At 53.4% G+C, this 15,292-nt stretch carries 11 protein-coding genes and 1 tRNA gene; 7 read left to right on the top strand and 5 right to left on the bottom strand.

What is annotated here, in order from left to right:
* Positions 1-706: 706 nt before the first annotated feature.
* From HMPREF2726_RS00555 to HMPREF2726_RS00545, 3 genes are read right to left on the bottom strand one after another with little or no spacing between them, the layout of a single operon-like run.
* Positions 707-1,960, bottom strand: coding sequence for a complex I 51 kDa subunit family protein (locus tag HMPREF2726_RS00555; RefSeq protein ID WP_070601862.1), 1,254 nt, complete (start codon positions 1,958-1,960; stop codon positions 707-709).
* The gene (locus tag HMPREF2726_RS00550) at positions 1,957-3,585 is read right to left on the bottom strand and encodes an FAD-binding protein (RefSeq protein WP_070601860.1); all 1,629 of its coding nucleotides are present in this window, start codon (positions 3,583-3,585) and stop codon (positions 1,957-1,959) included. Before HMPREF2726_RS00550 ends, HMPREF2726_RS00555 begins: the two co-directional genes overlap by 4 nt.
* Positions 3,585-4,223, bottom strand: a complete 639-nt coding sequence (locus tag HMPREF2726_RS00545; RefSeq protein ID WP_070601858.1) for a 4Fe-4S dicluster domain-containing protein — start codon at positions 4,221-4,223, stop codon at positions 3,585-3,587. The genes HMPREF2726_RS00550 and HMPREF2726_RS00545 overlap by 1 nt, the downstream gene beginning before the upstream one ends.
* A gap of 824 nt (positions 4,224-5,047) precedes the next feature.
* Between HMPREF2726_RS00545 and HMPREF2726_RS00540 the strand changes: the two genes are divergently transcribed.
* Together HMPREF2726_RS00540 and HMPREF2726_RS00535 are read left to right on the top strand one after the other, a co-directional pair.
* Positions 5,048-6,571, top strand: a complete 1,524-nt coding sequence (locus HMPREF2726_RS00540) for a fumarate hydratase (protein ID WP_003740750.1) — start codon at positions 5,048-5,050, stop codon at positions 6,569-6,571.
* 228 nt (positions 6,572-6,799) lie between these two features.
* Entirely contained in the window at positions 6,800-7,483 is a 684-nt protein-coding gene (locus HMPREF2726_RS00535) for a 2,3-diphosphoglycerate-dependent phosphoglycerate mutase (protein WP_003766223.1), read from the top strand.
* A gap of 145 nt (positions 7,484-7,628) precedes the next feature.
* Here HMPREF2726_RS00535 and HMPREF2726_RS00530 read toward each other — a convergent pair.
* Positions 7,629-7,705: transfer RNA gene (locus tag HMPREF2726_RS00530), tRNA-Pro, on the bottom strand.
* Positions 7,706-8,056: 351 nt separating this feature from the next.
* Here HMPREF2726_RS00530 and HMPREF2726_RS00525 point away from each other — a divergent pair.
* From HMPREF2726_RS00525 to HMPREF2726_RS00515, 3 genes are all read left to right on the top strand, one after another.
* Positions 8,057-9,436 carry a mechanosensitive ion channel family protein gene (locus HMPREF2726_RS00525; RefSeq protein WP_009311657.1) on the top strand — a complete coding sequence of 460 codons (1,380 nt, stop codon included), beginning with the start codon at positions 8,057-8,059 and terminating at the stop codon, positions 9,434-9,436.
* Positions 9,436-9,891 (top strand): dihydroneopterin triphosphate diphosphatase, encoded by a 456-nt coding sequence (gene nudB, locus HMPREF2726_RS00520; protein ID WP_009311655.1) that lies wholly within the window; start codon positions 9,436-9,438, stop codon positions 9,889-9,891. The genes HMPREF2726_RS00525 and nudB overlap by 1 nt, the downstream gene beginning before the upstream one ends.
* A gap of 217 nt (positions 9,892-10,108) precedes the next feature.
* Positions 10,109-11,068 carry a siderophore ABC transporter substrate-binding protein gene (locus HMPREF2726_RS00515; protein WP_009311653.1) on the top strand — a complete coding sequence of 320 codons (960 nt, stop codon included), beginning with the start codon at positions 10,109-10,111 and terminating at the stop codon, positions 11,066-11,068.
* Between the two features lie 108 nt (positions 11,069-11,176).
* On the opposite strand, the gene cysI is transcribed toward HMPREF2726_RS00515, so the two are convergent.
* Entirely contained in the window at positions 11,177-12,931 is a 1,755-nt protein-coding gene (gene cysI, locus HMPREF2726_RS00510) for an assimilatory sulfite reductase (NADPH) hemoprotein subunit (RefSeq protein WP_009311651.1), read from the bottom strand.
* A 235-nt stretch (positions 12,932-13,166) separates the two neighbouring features.
* Here cysI and hemA point away from each other — a divergent pair, with 235 nt between their 5' ends.
* Both hemA and HMPREF2726_RS00500 read left to right on the top strand, forming a co-directional pair.
* The gene (hemA, locus tag HMPREF2726_RS00505) at positions 13,167-14,420 is read left to right on the top strand and encodes a glutamyl-tRNA reductase (protein WP_003761773.1); all 1,254 of its coding nucleotides are present in this window, start codon (positions 13,167-13,169) and stop codon (positions 14,418-14,420) included.
* A 103-nt stretch (positions 14,421-14,523) separates the two neighbouring features.
* On the top strand, positions 14,524-15,117 hold the full coding sequence (locus tag HMPREF2726_RS00500) for a Maf family protein (protein ID WP_009311649.1): 594 nt from the start codon (positions 14,524-14,526) through the stop codon (positions 15,115-15,117).
* The last annotated feature ends 175 nt before the right edge of the window (positions 15,118-15,292 follow it).

The following is a 15,292-nucleotide window of genomic DNA, read 5'->3' as shown; positions in this document are numbered from 1 at the left end:
CCTAACCCTCTCCCACGGGGAGAGGGGATAGATTGCAGGAAGTCCGATAATGGTCGGTTTCAGCACCATCATTCCCTCTCCGTGGAAGAAGAGATAGCTTGCAGAAAATCCGATAATAGTCGGCTTCAGCACTATCATTCCCTCTCCCTGAGGGAGAGGGTTAGGGAGAGAGCGAAACCCTAGGATGTCCGTATCGTTTTCTCTGATGGCAAATCTACTGTAAGTTTTAGTCAGACGATGTGTGTCCGTTTTAGTGGGGAGGGGTCGTCTGAAACGTATTTGGCAGCAGTTGTTGTTTATGTTTTTCTTTTGGTGGTTTGGGTACTGCGTATTTTTGTGTTGTCATCTTTTTCAGACGACGTTTTCTTAGGTTATTGCGGTTTGCCCTCTCCCTAACCCTCTCCCACGGGGAGAGGGGACGGATTGCAGAAAGTCCGATAATGGTCGGTTTCAGCACCATTATTCCCTCTCCGTGGAAGAGGGGCAGATTGCAGAAAATCTGATAATGGTCGGCTTCAGCACCATCATTCCCTCTCCCCGTGGGAGAGGGCTAGGGAGAGGGTAAAACCTCAGATTTAGCAGGTTCGGTTGTGAAACCCAACAAATACTTAAACCCCAATCATCATGTTGGGTCATGACCCAATCTACGGGTATTTTTCAGACGACCTCCCATAATAGAAAAGGTCGTCTGAAACCCCGTATCGGATTAATCCTGCTCTGCAGGCAGTCCGTACTCTTCGGGGAAGGTACGCAGCGAACTTTGCAACACGGTAACCGCGCCGTCGATCAGGCCGCAGCGGCCGCTTCGGGGCAGCAGTTGGCACAGGCTTTGCAGGGCGCGGAGGTCGTCTGAAGTGCCGATGCCGGTATCCACGCGGTTGAGCAGGCGTGAAAGTTGGAAGGTGCCGCCTTTGCACGGCGGGCATTGTCCGCATGAGTTGGACGCAAAAAATTCCACATACTCGGACACTTTGCGCACCACGCTGGTTCCTTCTGAAATCACAATCATCGCGCCCGTACCGAGGCTGGATTTGCGTTCGCGCACGGACACGAAGTCCAAAGGCACGTCCAAATCTTTCGCGGTCAGAAGCGTGTTTGACGGGCCGCCGGTGAAGACGGCTTTAAACGTGCGCCCTTCGAGCATACCGCCGCCGTGGTCGAAAATCAGCGATTGCAGGGTCGTGCCCATCGGCAGTTCGTACAGGCCCGGATTCAATACGTCGCCGGAAAGCGAGTAGAGTTTCGTGCCTGCGGCATCGCCCAAACCCAGCGATTTGTACCATTCCGCGCCTTTGGCAAGGATTTGCGGGATGTTGGCGAAGGTTTCGGTGTTGTTGATAAGGGTCGGTTCACCGTTGACACCGCTTTCGGCGGGGAACGGCGGCTTGCGGCGCGGGAACGGGAAACCGCCCTCCAACCATGAAATCACGGCGGTTTCTTCGCCGCCGATGTAGCGGCCTGAGGTTTCGACCAATTTCAGGTCTAAAGGTTTGCCCAGATAGTTTTCGATGCGGATGAACAAATCGCTTTTTTTCCATTGCTCGATGGCGGGCACGATGGCGGCGACAGATTCGGTCTGGTGCGGGTTGACATACATAATCGCTTTGTTGGCGCGGCAGGCGACGGCGGCGATTAGGACGCCTTCGATGACTTGGTGCGGCGTTTTCGCCAGCAATACGCGGTCTTTGAACGTACCCGGTTCGTCTTCGTTGGCGTTACAGACGACGTATTTGTCGCCGTGTTTGCTTTGGGCTGCGACGGCAGTCTCCCATTTGCGCCAGGTCGGGAAACCTGCGCCGCCCATGCCGCAGAGGTTGGAGTCTTGCAGCTTGGAAACGATGCTTTGAGGATCGGCAAGTGCCGCCAGCAGGCCTTCGCCGCCGCCGACTTTGCGCCACGCGGCCAAATCCGCGCCGACTTGGCGGGACGGGTGCAGTAAGTTTTGATTGGCTTGGTTCATGATTGTTGCTCCTGCAAACCGGCGTGTTCGCGCAAATCGAATTTGCCGTAGTCGGGATATAAAACGGGGGCTTTGATGTCGCTGGTCAGTCCGGCGCGGGTCATTTCGCGTTGCAGATCGTGAACGTGTCCGACACCGCCGCGCACTTTTTTCAGCGGCAGGCCGCAACCGGCGGCGGCTTTACCCGCGCGGCGGCCGAAGCTGATGATGTCCAAAAGCGCGTTGCCCATCAGGCGGTTGCGGCCGTGGATGCCGCCGGTTACTTCACCGGCGCAATAGAGGCCTTCGACGCAGGTCGCGCCGTCGCCGTTGATTTCGACGCCGCCGTTTTGGTAGTGCAAGGTCGGATGAATCATTACGGGTTCGGCAGCGGGGTCGATGCCGCATTTATGGGCGACGTGGCCGAGCGTAACCAGACGGTTCAATACATCAGGATCGTTTTCAATCAGGCGCGGGGTGTCGAGGAACACGCCGACCTGTCCGTCGCGTACTACGCCGCGGCCTTCGCGGCACTCGCGCAAAATAGCGGCGGCAACGACGTCGCGCGGCTGCAATTCGTCAACGAAACGCTCGCCCAAACCGTTGACCAGTTTGGTGCCTGCGGAGCGCACGGCTTCGGAAATCAGCGCGCCTGCCAAGTGCGGCGGATGGGCGACGCCGGTCGGATGGTATTGGAAGGAATCAATGTCGCGCAGTTTCGCGCCGATGCGGTATGCCATCACCAGACCGTCGGCGGTTGCGCCGTAGTGGTTGGAAGTGGCGAAACCCTGCAAATGCAGCCGTCCGCTGCCGCCGGTTGCCAAGACCACGGCTTTGGCGTGAACCAATACCAAAGAGCGTTTTTCCAAATCGTACAAAATCGCGCCGACGCAGCGGCCGTGTTCGTCCGACAATAATTCGATGGCGGGGTGGCGGTTGAGCTGGGTAATGTTTTCGTCGAGTTCGACCGCCTCGCGCAGTACGCGCATCATTTCAAGGCCGGTAAAGTCGCGGTAGCTCAGGATACGCGGCACGGTCGTGCCGCCTGCACGTTTGCGGCTCAACATGCCGTTGCTGTCCGCGCCTTTGGCAAGGTCGAAAGTCATGCCCAAGCCGATCAGCCAGCGGATGGCGGACGGCGCGTCGGTAACCATTTGCGCCACCAATTCTTTTTTGCCTGCGTTGTGACCGCCTTTGATGGTGTCGTCAAAATGCTGCTGCAAGCTGTCTTCTGCGCCGACTGCCGCCTGAATGCCGCCTTCGGCCATCACGGTATTGCTGTCGCCTATACGCAGCTTGTTCGCCATAATCACGCGCGCGCCTGCTTCGGTTGCAGACAATGCCGCTGCTGCGCCCGCACCGCCGCCGCCGATAACCAGCACGTCGGTGTTTAAGTGTTCCGCGCCCGACAAATCATAGTCGTCAATCAGGGGATGACTGATCAGCAGTTTCGCCAAATCAGGATGGCAGTAATCGCCCGTGTTCGGTCCGATGGGCAGTTTGACGCGCGCATTGGCCTGATAGTCGGGATGAAACTGACTCAATAATTCGTTTTTTTCCGGCAGGTCGCCGCGCAGTTCCAATGAGGAAGCGCGCAAGTTGGCAAGGGCGGTTTCGTAGTCTATGCCTTGGATTTCGTTCGCCATTACATTGCCTCCTCTTCAAATTCGACTTTCATTTTGCCGCTGTCGATTTCGCGCAGGCGGCGCATCAAATCCACCGGACGCAGCGTGCGCGCTGCTTTCATACGGCGGGCGAACAGGCCTAAGTGGTTCGGACGGATGTGTTCGGGGCAGGAAAGGGTGCAGAGGTTGCACATCACGCATTGGTCGAAGGTCAGCGCAGCCGCGCCGAAATCGCCGGATACCACTTGCGCCACGCCGTTTTCCACTTCCAAACCTTTGGGGCAGGCGCGGTTGCAGCCGCCGCAATGACGACAGTTTTGCGCTTCGGGGAAGGCTTTGGCAGTGTCGTCCAGCCAGTTCCAGCCGTCGCCGACCTCGCTCACGTCGTAATATTGGATATGCTCGGGAATGAAGTAGTCCAAGAAGCTGACCTGCATCCCTTCTTTGACTTTGGTTTCGCACGCCAACGCAGTCGTTACCTCGCGCTCGCCTTCCTTGCGGATCATGCAGCGGCAGGAACCGCACACGCCTTGCCCCATACAGCCGACGTTGGCGGTAATCGCGCTGCCGGAACGGGCATAGGCCTGAATGATTGACGAGTCGGCAGAGGCTTTGACCTCGTGGCCGTCTATGGTCAGGGTTAACAAGTTTTCACTCATGGTAGTGTCCTGTGGAATGGGATAGGGGAAATCGGATGTGTGTATTTTTATTACAAATTTTTAAAATGCAGATATTTTTCAGGAAACGTCTTATAAATCGACGTCTGACTGTCTTTTATTAGTGTATCAGAATTTGGGTTTTTTGATGATGGCGGAGTCGTAAAGGCAGGGTGGTGGCGGATTGTGAACAAAAAACAGTGGTTTTCAGACGACCTTTGTGCCATCTTGTTATTTTGTAAGATAAAATAAACTTAAGATAAAGGAATAACTGCTAAAAACCATTTTGAAATACGAGTAAATATCATTATTAAGTGTTTGATATAAAAGTATATATCTATGTATTTATTGAATAAATCTGCGAAGTGTAAGCAAATGCAAATTATGTTATAAAATTTCAGAAAAATGGCTAAGTTTGACTTCCGTCAAAAATCATCGTGGGTAGAATGACACGGCTTTTACATTTGTGTATGGTTGAAAAAAGAAAGACAGGTCGTCTGAAAAATAATTGTTTCTTTTTAAATTCATGTTATTAGTAAGGTTCATTGCGGCGGTGAATTCAGCCTTTTCAGACGACCCTTTGGAATTTGAGTGGACAGATTAATTGTAGTTTTATTTCTACCGGTAAATATTGCCGACAATATCCGTTATCATCATCCGAGTGAAATGATAGGTTATTAAGTTTTATGAAAATCAATAAATTATAAAAATCATATTGTCGCCTCATATCGATTGACAGCACTATTACACCGATTAAGGTCGTCTGAAAAACGGCCTCTATAAAAAAGCTAACAAACCCTCCCTACCATATGAAAAGGAACACAATCATGACCGTCATCAAGCAAGAAGACTTTATCCAAAGTATCTGCGATGCCTTCCAATTCATCAGCTATTACCATCCGAAAGACTACATCGACGCGCTCTATAAGGCGTGGCAGAAGGAAGAAAATCCCGCCGCCAAAGACGCGATGACGCAGATTTTGGTCAACAGCCGCATGTGTGCCGAAAACAACCGCCCCATCTGTCAAGACACCGGTATCGCAACCGTCTTCCTCAAAGTCGGCATGAACGTCCAATGGGATGCGGACATGAGTGTGGAAGAGATGGTTAACGAAGGCGTACGCCGCGCCTACACTTGGGAAGGCAACACCCTGCGCGCGTCCGTCCTCGCCGATCCTGCCGGCAAACGCCAAAACACCAAAGACAACACTCCCGCCGTCATCCACATGAGCATCGTACCGGGCGACAAAGTCGAAGTAACCTGCGCGGCAAAAGGCGGCGGCTCTGAAAACAAATCCAAGCTCGCCATGCTCAATCCTTCCGACAATATCGTCGATTGGGTATTGAAAACCATCCCGACCATGGGCGCGGGCTGGTGTCCTCCCGGCATTTTGGGTATTGGTATCGGCGGTACGCCCGAAAAAGCCGTGCTGATGGCGAAAGAATCCCTGATGAGCCACATCGACATTCAAGAGTTGCAGGAAAAAGCCGCGTCAGGTGCAGAATTGTCCACCACCGAAGCCCTGCGCCTCGAACTCTTTGAAAAAGTCAACGCGCTGGGCATCGGCGCACAAGGTTTGGGCGGACTGACCACCGTGTTGGACGTCAAAATCCTCGATTACCCGACCCATGCCGCATCCAAACCGATTGCCATGATTCCGAACTGCGCCGCCACCCGCCACGTCGAATTCGAATTGGACGGCTCCGGTCCGGTCGAACTGACCCCGCCGCGCGTTGAAGACTGGCCCGATTTGACTTACAGCCCCGACAACGGCAAACGCATCGATGTCGATAAACTGACCAAAGAAGAAGTTGCCAGCTGGAAAACCGGCGACGTATTGCTGCTGAACGGCAAAATCCTCACCGGTCGTGATGCCGCGCACAAACGCCTCGTCGATATGCTCGATAAAGGCGAAGAGTTGCCCGTCGATTTCACCAACCGCCTGATTTACTACGTCGGCCCCGTCGATCCGGTCGGCGACGAAGTAGTCGGTCCGGCAGGCCCGACCACCGCTACCCGCATGGACAAATTCACCCGCCAAATGCTCGAACAAACCGGCCTCTTGGGCATGATCGGCAAATCCGAGCGCGGCGCAGCCACCTGCGAAGCCATCGCCGACAACAAAGCCGTATACCTCATGGCAGTCGGCGGCGCGGCATACCTCGTGGCAAAAGCCATCAAATCCTCCAAAGTCTTGGCGTTCCCCGAATTGGGCATGGAAGCAGTTTACGAGTTTGAAGTCAAAGACATGCCCGTAACCGTCGCCGTGGACAGCAAAGGCGAGTCCATCCACGCCACCGCCCCGCGCAAATGGCAGGCAAAAATCGGCATCATCCCCGTCGAGTCCTAATGCCTTGATGCCAGGTTGAAGAAGGTCGTCTGAAAACTTAAAACAGGGTTTTCAGACGACCTTTAATTTGTTTGGAAGCATTACGACTGCAAGGGTAGGGGAGTGGGCAGCAAAACAATACGCCGCAAGTCTTGATAAAGAACAAGCATAGTCCTGCCCCGACTGCAGAAGCAGCCGAAATATGTTATAAATAGCCCCTTCTACCGACCTCAAATTGGAGCATACGACATGGAATTGGTATTTATCCGCCACGGACAAAGCGAATGGAACGCGAAAAACCTGTTTACAGGCTGGCGCGACGTGAAACTGAGCGAGCAGGGGCTTGCCGAAGCCGCCGCCGCCGGTAAAAAACTGAAGGAAAAAGGCTACGAGTTCGACATCGCCTTCACTTCCGTCCTGACCCGTGCGATTAAAACCTGCAACATCGTTTTGGAAGAATCCGACCAACTGTTCGTGCCGCAAATCAAAAGCTGGAGGCTGAACGAACGCCACTACGGCCAACTGCAAGGTTTGGATAAAAAACAAACCGCCGAAAAATACGGCGACGAGCAAGTCCACATCTGGCGCCGCAGCTACGACACCCTGCCGCCGCTGCTTGACCCGAAAGACCCGTTCTCCGCACACAACGACCGCCGTTATGCCAACCTGCCCGCCGATGTCATCCCTGACGGCGAAAACCTGAAAGTCACTTTGGAGCGCGTATTGCCGTTCTGGGAAGACCAAATCGCCCCCGCGCTTCTGAGCGGCAAACGCGTCTTGGTCGCCGCCCACGGCAACTCCCTGCGCGCATTGGCCAAACACATCGAAGGCATTTCCGACGAAGACATCATGGGCTTGGAAATCCCGACCGGTCAGCCGCTGGTGTACAAATTGGACGACAATTTGAAAGTGGTTGAAAAATTCTATCTGTAAGCTTTGCGGATAATAAAAAGGTCGTCTGAAAACTCGGATTCGGGGTTTTCAGACGACCTTTTGATTGAAACGCTTGAGATATAAGATTTGAGACAGTCAAGGCAAAAAAACAGCCCGGTCAAAAATGACCGGGCTGTTGAATTTTTGGTCGGAGTGAAAGGATTCGAACCTTCGACCCCTTGCACCCCATGCAAGTGCGCTACCAGACTGCGCCACACTCCGACTCGAGAAGTTTGGGATTATAGTTTTCTTGCACGGCTTTGGCAAGGGTAAAGCCGGACGGTTTCGGCTATCTGCTTGAAGCGGCTTTGAATTTGTTTGGTGTCAGGGAGGGTAGGGCTGCGGAATGGTTCATACTTGATTGGAAACTGCGATGTTTTTCAGACGACCTCGGGGGTAAACGGATGTGGCGGAATTTAATGGCTGCTATATAATCTCAGCTTTGATTTTTAATATAGTGGATTAAAATTGCAATGATACGGCGTTGCCAACGCCCTTATGTACTACCCGTACACGGCGGGCGTTGTCGCCTTGTCTCATTTTTATTTTAATCCACTATAAAAAACAGGGCGGATGGACAGTATTTTGCATGATTTGTTTGCGCGTCAGGCGTTTACATCGAGCTTGGTGGAGCGCAACTTCGGACAGGTTTCGGGCTGGATAGAGCTGGTCGGTGTCTTGATGCTGATGGTGGCGGCGTTTTGGCTGTCAAACCGCCTCAACGACCGTTATTTCTTCTCAGAACACGGCAGCTTCGCGCTTTTGCGGCATATCGGCAGAAGGATTTTGTGGCCGGTACTGATGATGATTTTCGGCGCGGCGGCTTTGTTTGTCTGCAATCTGACGGAATTTCGCGCGGTATGGCTGCATCTGTTGATTTTGGCGGCGCGCTGGATGATTTTGATTCGGGTCAGCGTGGCGGTCGTTCATGCCGCTTTGCCGCAAAACAAACTGACCGACTGGCTGGAGAAATCAGTCTCCATGGTTTTGTGGGTAGGGTTCGTGCTTTGGCTGTCGGGCTTGGACGATAAGATTTTGGAGATTCTCGACGGCATCAGTTTCTCGGTCGGTTCGGGCAGGCTCAGCCTGCTGACGATTTTGAACGGGATTTTGTGGGTCGGTATCCTGATGATAGGTGCGTCGTGGTTGGCGCGCTTTATCGGCGAGCGGTTGGAGAAAAGCAGCTTAGACACCAATCTGAGCATGATTTTGTCTAAAGTTGTCAAAACGGTGATGATGGTTTTGGCGGTATTGATTGCGCTGCCGCTGGTGGGGATTGATTTGACGGTATTGTCGGTGTTTGGCGGTGCGTTGGGTGTCGGTATCGGTTTCGGCCTGCAAAAAGTGGCGAGCAACTATATTTCGGGCTTCATCATTTTGGGCGACCGCTCCATCCGCATGAACGACCGTCTGACGGTCAACAACTTTACCGGTTATGTCACCAAAATCACCTCGCGTTTCGTTGTGTTGCGCAATGCCAACGGTACGGAGGCGCTGATTCCGAACGAGACGTTCGTTACCTCGATGGTGGTCAACGAATCCTATACCAGCCGCGAATTGCAGCAGGCGTTCAATATACAGGTTGCCTATCATTCCGATTTGATTAAGGCGCTCGACATCATCAAAAGCGCAGCCGCCGCGCAGCCGCGTGTTTCCAATAATCCCGCGCCTTTGGCGGTGGTGACCAATTTCGGCGACAACGGTATCGATTTGCGCGCGACTTATTGGGTGAAAGACCCGGAAAACGGTTTTGCCGCGCTGCAATCGGCGATTTTTCTGGATATTTGGCGGCAGTTTAACGAACACGGCATCGAGTTCCCTTATCCGCAGCGCGAAGTCCGCATCTTGAACGAAAGCCAGGCACCGAGCAGCATCGCCATGATTAAGGCGGGAATGCAGGCGCGCAGCGATACCAAATCCGATCCCGCGATGGATTCCGGCGGAGACGATTGATGGCAAAGCCCTTGAAGTATCCCGTGTCCGCGCTGGTTGTCCTGCATGATGCAGACGGCAATATCCTTTTAATCGAACGCACTTCGCCGCCAGGTTTTTGGCAGTCGGTAACCGGCAGCATTGAGCCGGACGAAACCATAGAGGAAACCGCTAAACGCGAAGTTTGGGAGGAAACCGGCATCCGCCTTGCGGACGGGCAGCTCTGCAACTGGCACGACAGCACGGTTTACGAAATCTACCACCACTGGCGGCACCGCTATCCCAAAGGCGTGTTCGAAAACCGCGAACACATCTTTTCCGCCGAAATTCCGCGCGATGCGGCTATTGTTTTGCAGCCTGACGAACACGTCGCTTACGGATGGTTCGGTATTGAAGAAGCGGCGGAAAAAGTGTTCTCCCCGTCGAACAAAAGGGCGATTTTGGCATTGGGGAAAAGGTTGGGATTGGTTGTTTGATGAATGATGGCGGGGAGATGACCGACAACCGCATTTAAAGACCGATGGACAGCCTCTTTTATATCTAATAAAATAAACGATAATTGTTATTGGTTAATTTGGTAACATCAAACCGTAAAGGTCGTCTGAACGTTCGGCTTTCTGATTGGAAGCCTTTAAATTTTCTTGTTCAAACGGCCTTTTCCATATTTTCGTTTTATATCTGCTTGGAGAATCCATGTTACGTCTGACTGCTTTAGCCGTATGCTGCGCCCTTGCTTTGGGTGCGTGTTCGCCGAAAGATTCCGCTTCAAACCAAAACGCCCAAACCGCTTCCGCAGCCCAAACCGAAGGCGCGGGTTTGACCGTCAAAACGACGCGCGGCGACGCGAAAGTGCCGCAAAATCCCGAACGTATCGCCGTTTACGATTTGGGCATGCTCGATACTTTAAACAAATTGGGCGTGAAAACCGGTTTGTCCATCGACAAAAACCTGCTGCCTTATTTGGACGAATATTTCAAAGCGACAAAACCTGCCGGTACGCTGTTCGAGCCGGATTACGAAGCGCTCAACGCCTACAAGCCGCAGCTCATCATTATCGGCAGCCGCGCAGCCAAAGCGTTTGACAAGTTGAACGCCATTGCGCCGACCATCGAGATGACCGCCGATACCGCCAACCTCAAAGACAGTGCCAAAGAGCGTATCGACGCGCTGGCGCAAATCTTCGGCAAACAGGCGGAAGCCGACAAGCTGAAGGCGGAAATCGACGCATCTTTTGAAGCCGCAAAAGCTGCCGCGCAAGGTAAAGGCAAGGGTTTGGTGATTCTGGTCAACGGCGGGAAACTGTCCGCCTTCGGTCCGTCTTCACGACTGGGCGGCTGGCTGCACAAAGACATCGGTGTTCCGGCCGTTGACGAAGCCATCAAAGAAGGCAGCCACGGTCAGCCCGTCAGCTTCGAATACCTGAAAGAGAAAAATCCCGATTGGCTGTTTGTCCTTGACAGGGGCGCGGCCATCGGCGAAGAAGGACAGGCTGCGAAAGACGTGTTGAACAATCCGCTGGTCGCCGAAACGACCGCATGGAAAAAAGGACAAGTGGTTTACCTCGTTCCCGAAACCTATTTGGCGGCGGGCGGCGCGCAAGAATTGCTGAACGCTTCCAAACAGGTTACCGACGCGTTTAAGGCTGCGAAATAATTTAATAAGTCGGTTTAAACAATCAAAAGGTCGTCTGAAAACAAGCATTGCAGATTTTCAGACGACCTTTTGATTTCCAACTTTGTTTCTTAATCTGCCAACAGGTTTTCAAGCCCAAAAATCGCGCGGTGGATCGAGGACGGGTTTGACGATGCCGGTACGGACGGCAAAGTCGCCGAAGCCTTCGTCGTCGAGGCGGTTTTGCGCCCAGTTGCCGACCCAGCCGTCGACGATTTCGAGGATTTCGGGTTCGGTAATGTTTTCTTTAAACAGGCGCGGGATGCGTGTGCCTTCGCGGTTGCCGCCTGCGTAGAGGTTGTAGCGGCCGACGGCTTTGCCGACCAAGCCGATTTCGGCGAGCATGGCGCGGCCGCAACCGTTTGGGCAGCCGGTGACGCGCAGGACGATGTATTCGTCTTCCAAGCCGTATTTGGCGAACATTTCGTCGATTTTGTCGGAGAATGACGGTAGGAAGCGTTCGGCCTCCGCCATTGCCAGTGGACAGGTCGGCAGGGCGACGCACGCCATGGAGTTTTCGCGCTGGATGGTGATGGATTTGCTGATTAAGCCGTGTTCTTTGGCGATTTTGTCTATGGTGTCTTTCAGCTCGGGCGGGACGTTGGCGACGACGAGGTTTTGGTTGGCGGTCAGACGGAAGTCGCCGGGGTGGATTTTGGCGATTTCGCGCACGCCGGTTTTCAACGGTCTGCCGGGGTAGTCGAGCAGGCGGCCGTTTTCGATGAACAGGGTCAGATGCCAGTTGCCTTCGAGGCCTTTAACCCAGCCAATGTGGTCGCCGCGATGGGTGAAAGCGTAGGGGCGGATGGGTTCGAACTTGATGCCCATGCGCTTTTCGACTTCTTCTTTGAACACGTCAACGCCGACGCGCTGGAGGGTGTAGCGGGTGCGCGCGGCTTTGCGGTCGCTGCGGTTGCCCCAGTCGCGCTGGGTGCTGACGACGGCTTCGGCAGCGTTGAGGGTATATTCGAGGGGGACGAAGCCGAATTCGTAAGAGGTGTTGGGGTAGGTTTTGGTGTTGCCGTGTTCGCTGGACAGTCCGCCGCCGACAAGGACGTTGAAGCCGACAAGTTTGCCGTTTTCTTCAATGGCGACAAAGCCTAAGTCGTTGGAATGGATGTCCACATCGTTGTCAGGCGGGATGACGACGGCGGTTTTGAATTTGCGCGGCAGATAGGTTTTGCCCAAAATCGGCTCGACATCGTCGGCGATTTCTTTGTTGCGCGGTTCGGTCGGTTCGGTGGTGAACACTTTTTCGCCGCCCAGCCAGACATCGGCGTATGCCATGGTGCGCGGCAGAAGGTGCATGCTGATGCGTTTCGCCCATTCGTAGGCTTCTTGGTGCAGCGGGCTTTGAACGGGATTGCTGGTGCAAAGTACGTTGCGGTTGACGTCGCTGGCGGTGGCGATGGAATCAAGGCCGAGTTTGTGCAGGGACTGGTGCGCCAGCTTCAAATCGGTTTTTAAAATGCCGTGGTATTGGAAGGTTTGGCGGTTGGTCAGGCGGATGGAACCGTAAATGGTGTGATCGCCGGCAAATTTGTCTATGCCCAGCCACTGCGCCGGCGTGATGATGCCGCCGGGCAGACGGCATCGCAACATCATGTTTTTTAAAGGTTCGAGTTTTTGGTCGGTACGCTCGGCGCGGATGTCGCGGTTGTCCTGCTCGTACATGCCGTGGAAACGGATGAGCTGGAAATTGTCGGCGGTAAAGCCGCCGGTAAAGTCGTCGGTCAAATCGTCTTTGATGGTACCGTGCAGATAGTCGCTGCGGTCTTTCAGGGCTTCGTTGCCGGAAAGCGGGGTGTCGGGCAGCTTGGCGCGCGGGTCGGCGGTGGTAGTCATAGGGTGCTCCTTATTCTCAGTTTGGAGCTACTTTAATCAGGTCGTCTGAAAATGGGAAAGAATGGTTTGTTCGATTTAAAGATGATTTCGTTATATGAATCTGATGTTTTCAGACGACCCCGGGTAATCTAAATTTTGCCAATTGCACTGTTTGTTTGGAAGCCAACACATTCATTTCAAAGTCAAGTTAAGCTATAATACCCGCCGACACATACCATCTCTCCCACCTTATCCCATGCAACTTACCGCCGTCGGACTCAACCACCAAACTGCGCCTTTGAGTATACGCGAGAAGCTGGCATTCACCGCAGCAAGCCTGCCCGAGGCCGTCCGCAACCTTGCTCGAAGCAAAGCAGCGAAGGAGGCAGTAATTCTATCGACCTGCAACCGCACCGAGCTTTACTGCGTCGGCGAAACCGAGCAAATTATCGAATGGCTGGCGCAATACCACAACCTGCCCGCCGAAGAAATCCGCCCCTATCTTTATACCTTGGACAACAACGAAACCATCCGCCACGCTTTCCGCGTTGCCTGCGGATTGGATTCCATGGTGTTGGGTGAGCCGCAGATTTTGGGACAGATTAAAGATGCCGTGCGTGTCGCCCAAGAACAAGAAAGCATCAATACCAACCTCAACGCATTGTTTCAAAAAACGTTTGCCGTTGCTAAAGAAGTGCGTACCGACACCGCCGTCGGCGAGAATTCCGTTTCGATGGCTTCCGCATCCGTCAAGCTTGCCGAACAGATTTTTCCCGATATCGGCGATCTGAACGTTCTATTTATCGGCGCGGGCGAAATGATTGAATTGGTCGCCACCTATTTCGCCGCCAAAAGTCCCAAACTCATTACCGTTGCCAACCGTACCCTGCCGCGCGCCCAAGAGTTGTGCGACAAACTCGGACTGAATGCCGAGCCTTGCCTGCTGACAGAGTTGCCCGATATCCTGCACGAATACGATGTCGTCGTTTCCTCTACCGCCAGCCAGCTCCCGTTGGTCGGCAAAGGCATGGTGGAACGCGCATTGCGCCTGCGTCTCAATATGCCCATGTTCCTGCTCGACCTTGCCGTTCCGCGCGATATCGAAGCTGAAGTGGGGGAGCTGGGCGACGCTTATCTCTACACTGTTGACGACATGATGGGCATCGTTCAAAACGGCAAGGAGGCCCGCCAAAAAGCGGCTGCCGAAGCCGAAGCTATGGTGGAGAAAAAGGTCGGTGAGTTTGTCCGCCAACAACAAAGCCGCCAAAGCGTCCCCCTTATCCGCGCCCTGCGTGACGAAGGTGAACGCGCCCGCAGGCAGGTTTTGGAAAATGCGATGAAACAGCTTGCCAAAGGCGCATCGGCGGAAGAGGTATTGGAGCGGCTCTCCATCCAATTGACCAACAAACTCCTCCACTCTCCCACTCAAACCCTCAATAAGGCAGGCTCGGAAAACAGCAATCTGGTCGATGCCGTTGCCCAAATTTATCAATTGGATCAACACGATTAACGATTAGAAAGGTCGTCTGAAAATTTTCAGACGACCTTTCCGTATGCCTCTCTGCCTTATCGATTAAATCCCCAAAATCCGTATCTCAAATATCTGAAAACTTATGCAGACACTTTATCTTGCCTCCGGCAGCCCGCGCCGCCGCGAAATCCTTGAAAACTTAGGCTACCAAATTCGGCGCATTCCCGCCGATATCGATGAAACGCCATTTCCTGACGAAAATGCCGCCGATTATGTTCAGCGTATGGCGAACGAAAAGAACGCTGCCGCCGTCGCCCAATGGTTTGCACAACATGATACGCCGCCCGAATTTCCCATTCTGACCGCCGATACCACCGTTGCCTATCAAAACCATATCCTCGGCAAACCCGAAACCCAAGAGCATGCCGTCGCAATGCTTGGACAGTTGTCAGGACAAACCCATCAAGTGCTGACTGCCGTATGCGTGTATTGGCAAGGCGAAACGCGCAGCGTCTTGCAAACCAGCGATGTGCGTTTCAAAACCTTATCCCCTGACGAAATCCTTGCCTACATTCAAAGCGGCGAACCGATGGATAAAGCCGGTGCATACGGAATCCAAGGCTTGGGCGGCGTGTTTGTCGAGTATTTGCAAGGCAGCTTTACCGGTGTGATGGGGCTGCCCGTTTATGAAACCGTCAGTTTACTGAAGCAATTTGATTTGTCTGTTCCGCTTTAAATCTTATGACGGATTGAGGTTTTGTATTTGAAACAGCTGTGATAAGCCGTAGATTTGGATAATGCTCAGTAATGATAAAAGGTCGTCTGAAAACGCCAGCTTGGTTTTCAGACGACCTCTTTTTTGTTCGTCCGCTTACGTCAATATATAGTGGATTAAATTTAAATCAGGACAA

The organism is Neisseria sp. HMSC074B07 (assembly GCF_001810355.1).
Classification (GTDB): Bacteria; Pseudomonadota; Gammaproteobacteria; order Burkholderiales; family Neisseriaceae; genus Neisseria.
The sequence above is the reverse complement of the archived record's forward strand: the minus strand, read 5'-3'. Positions and strand labels throughout refer to the sequence as shown.

Bases quoted from the DNA above. Each gene is read 5' to 3' on its own strand.
- HMPREF2726_RS00555 (WP_070601862.1), bottom strand. From the start codon at position 1,960: ATGAACCAAGCCAATCAAAACTTACTGCACCCGTCCCGCCAAGTCGGC.
- HMPREF2726_RS00545 (WP_070601858.1), bottom strand. From the start codon at position 4,223: ATGAGTGAAAACTTGTTAACCCTGACCATAGACGGCCACGAGGTCAAA.
- HMPREF2726_RS00550 (WP_070601860.1), bottom strand. From the start codon at position 3,585: ATGGCGAACGAAATCCAAGGCATAGACTACGAAACCGCCCTTGCCAAC.
- nudB (WP_009311655.1), top strand. From the start codon at position 9,436: ATGGCAAAGCCCTTGAAGTATCCCGTGTCCGCGCTGGTTGTCCTGCAT.
- cysI (WP_009311651.1), bottom strand. From the start codon at position 12,931: ATGACTACCACCGCCGACCCGCGCGCCAAGCTGCCCGACACCCCGCTT.
- hemA (WP_003761773.1), top strand. From the start codon at position 13,167: ATGCAACTTACCGCCGTCGGACTCAACCACCAAACTGCGCCTTTGAGT.
- HMPREF2726_RS00515 (WP_009311653.1), top strand. From the start codon at position 10,109: ATGTTACGTCTGACTGCTTTAGCCGTATGCTGCGCCCTTGCTTTGGGT.
- HMPREF2726_RS00500 (WP_009311649.1), top strand. From the start codon at position 14,524: ATGCAGACACTTTATCTTGCCTCCGGCAGCCCGCGCCGCCGCGAAATC.
- HMPREF2726_RS00540 (WP_003740750.1), top strand. From the start codon at position 5,048: ATGACCGTCATCAAGCAAGAAGACTTTATCCAAAGTATCTGCGATGCC.
- HMPREF2726_RS00525 (WP_009311657.1), top strand. From the start codon at position 8,057: ATGGACAGTATTTTGCATGATTTGTTTGCGCGTCAGGCGTTTACATCG.
- HMPREF2726_RS00535 (WP_003766223.1), top strand. From the start codon at position 6,800: ATGGAATTGGTATTTATCCGCCACGGACAAAGCGAATGGAACGCGAAA.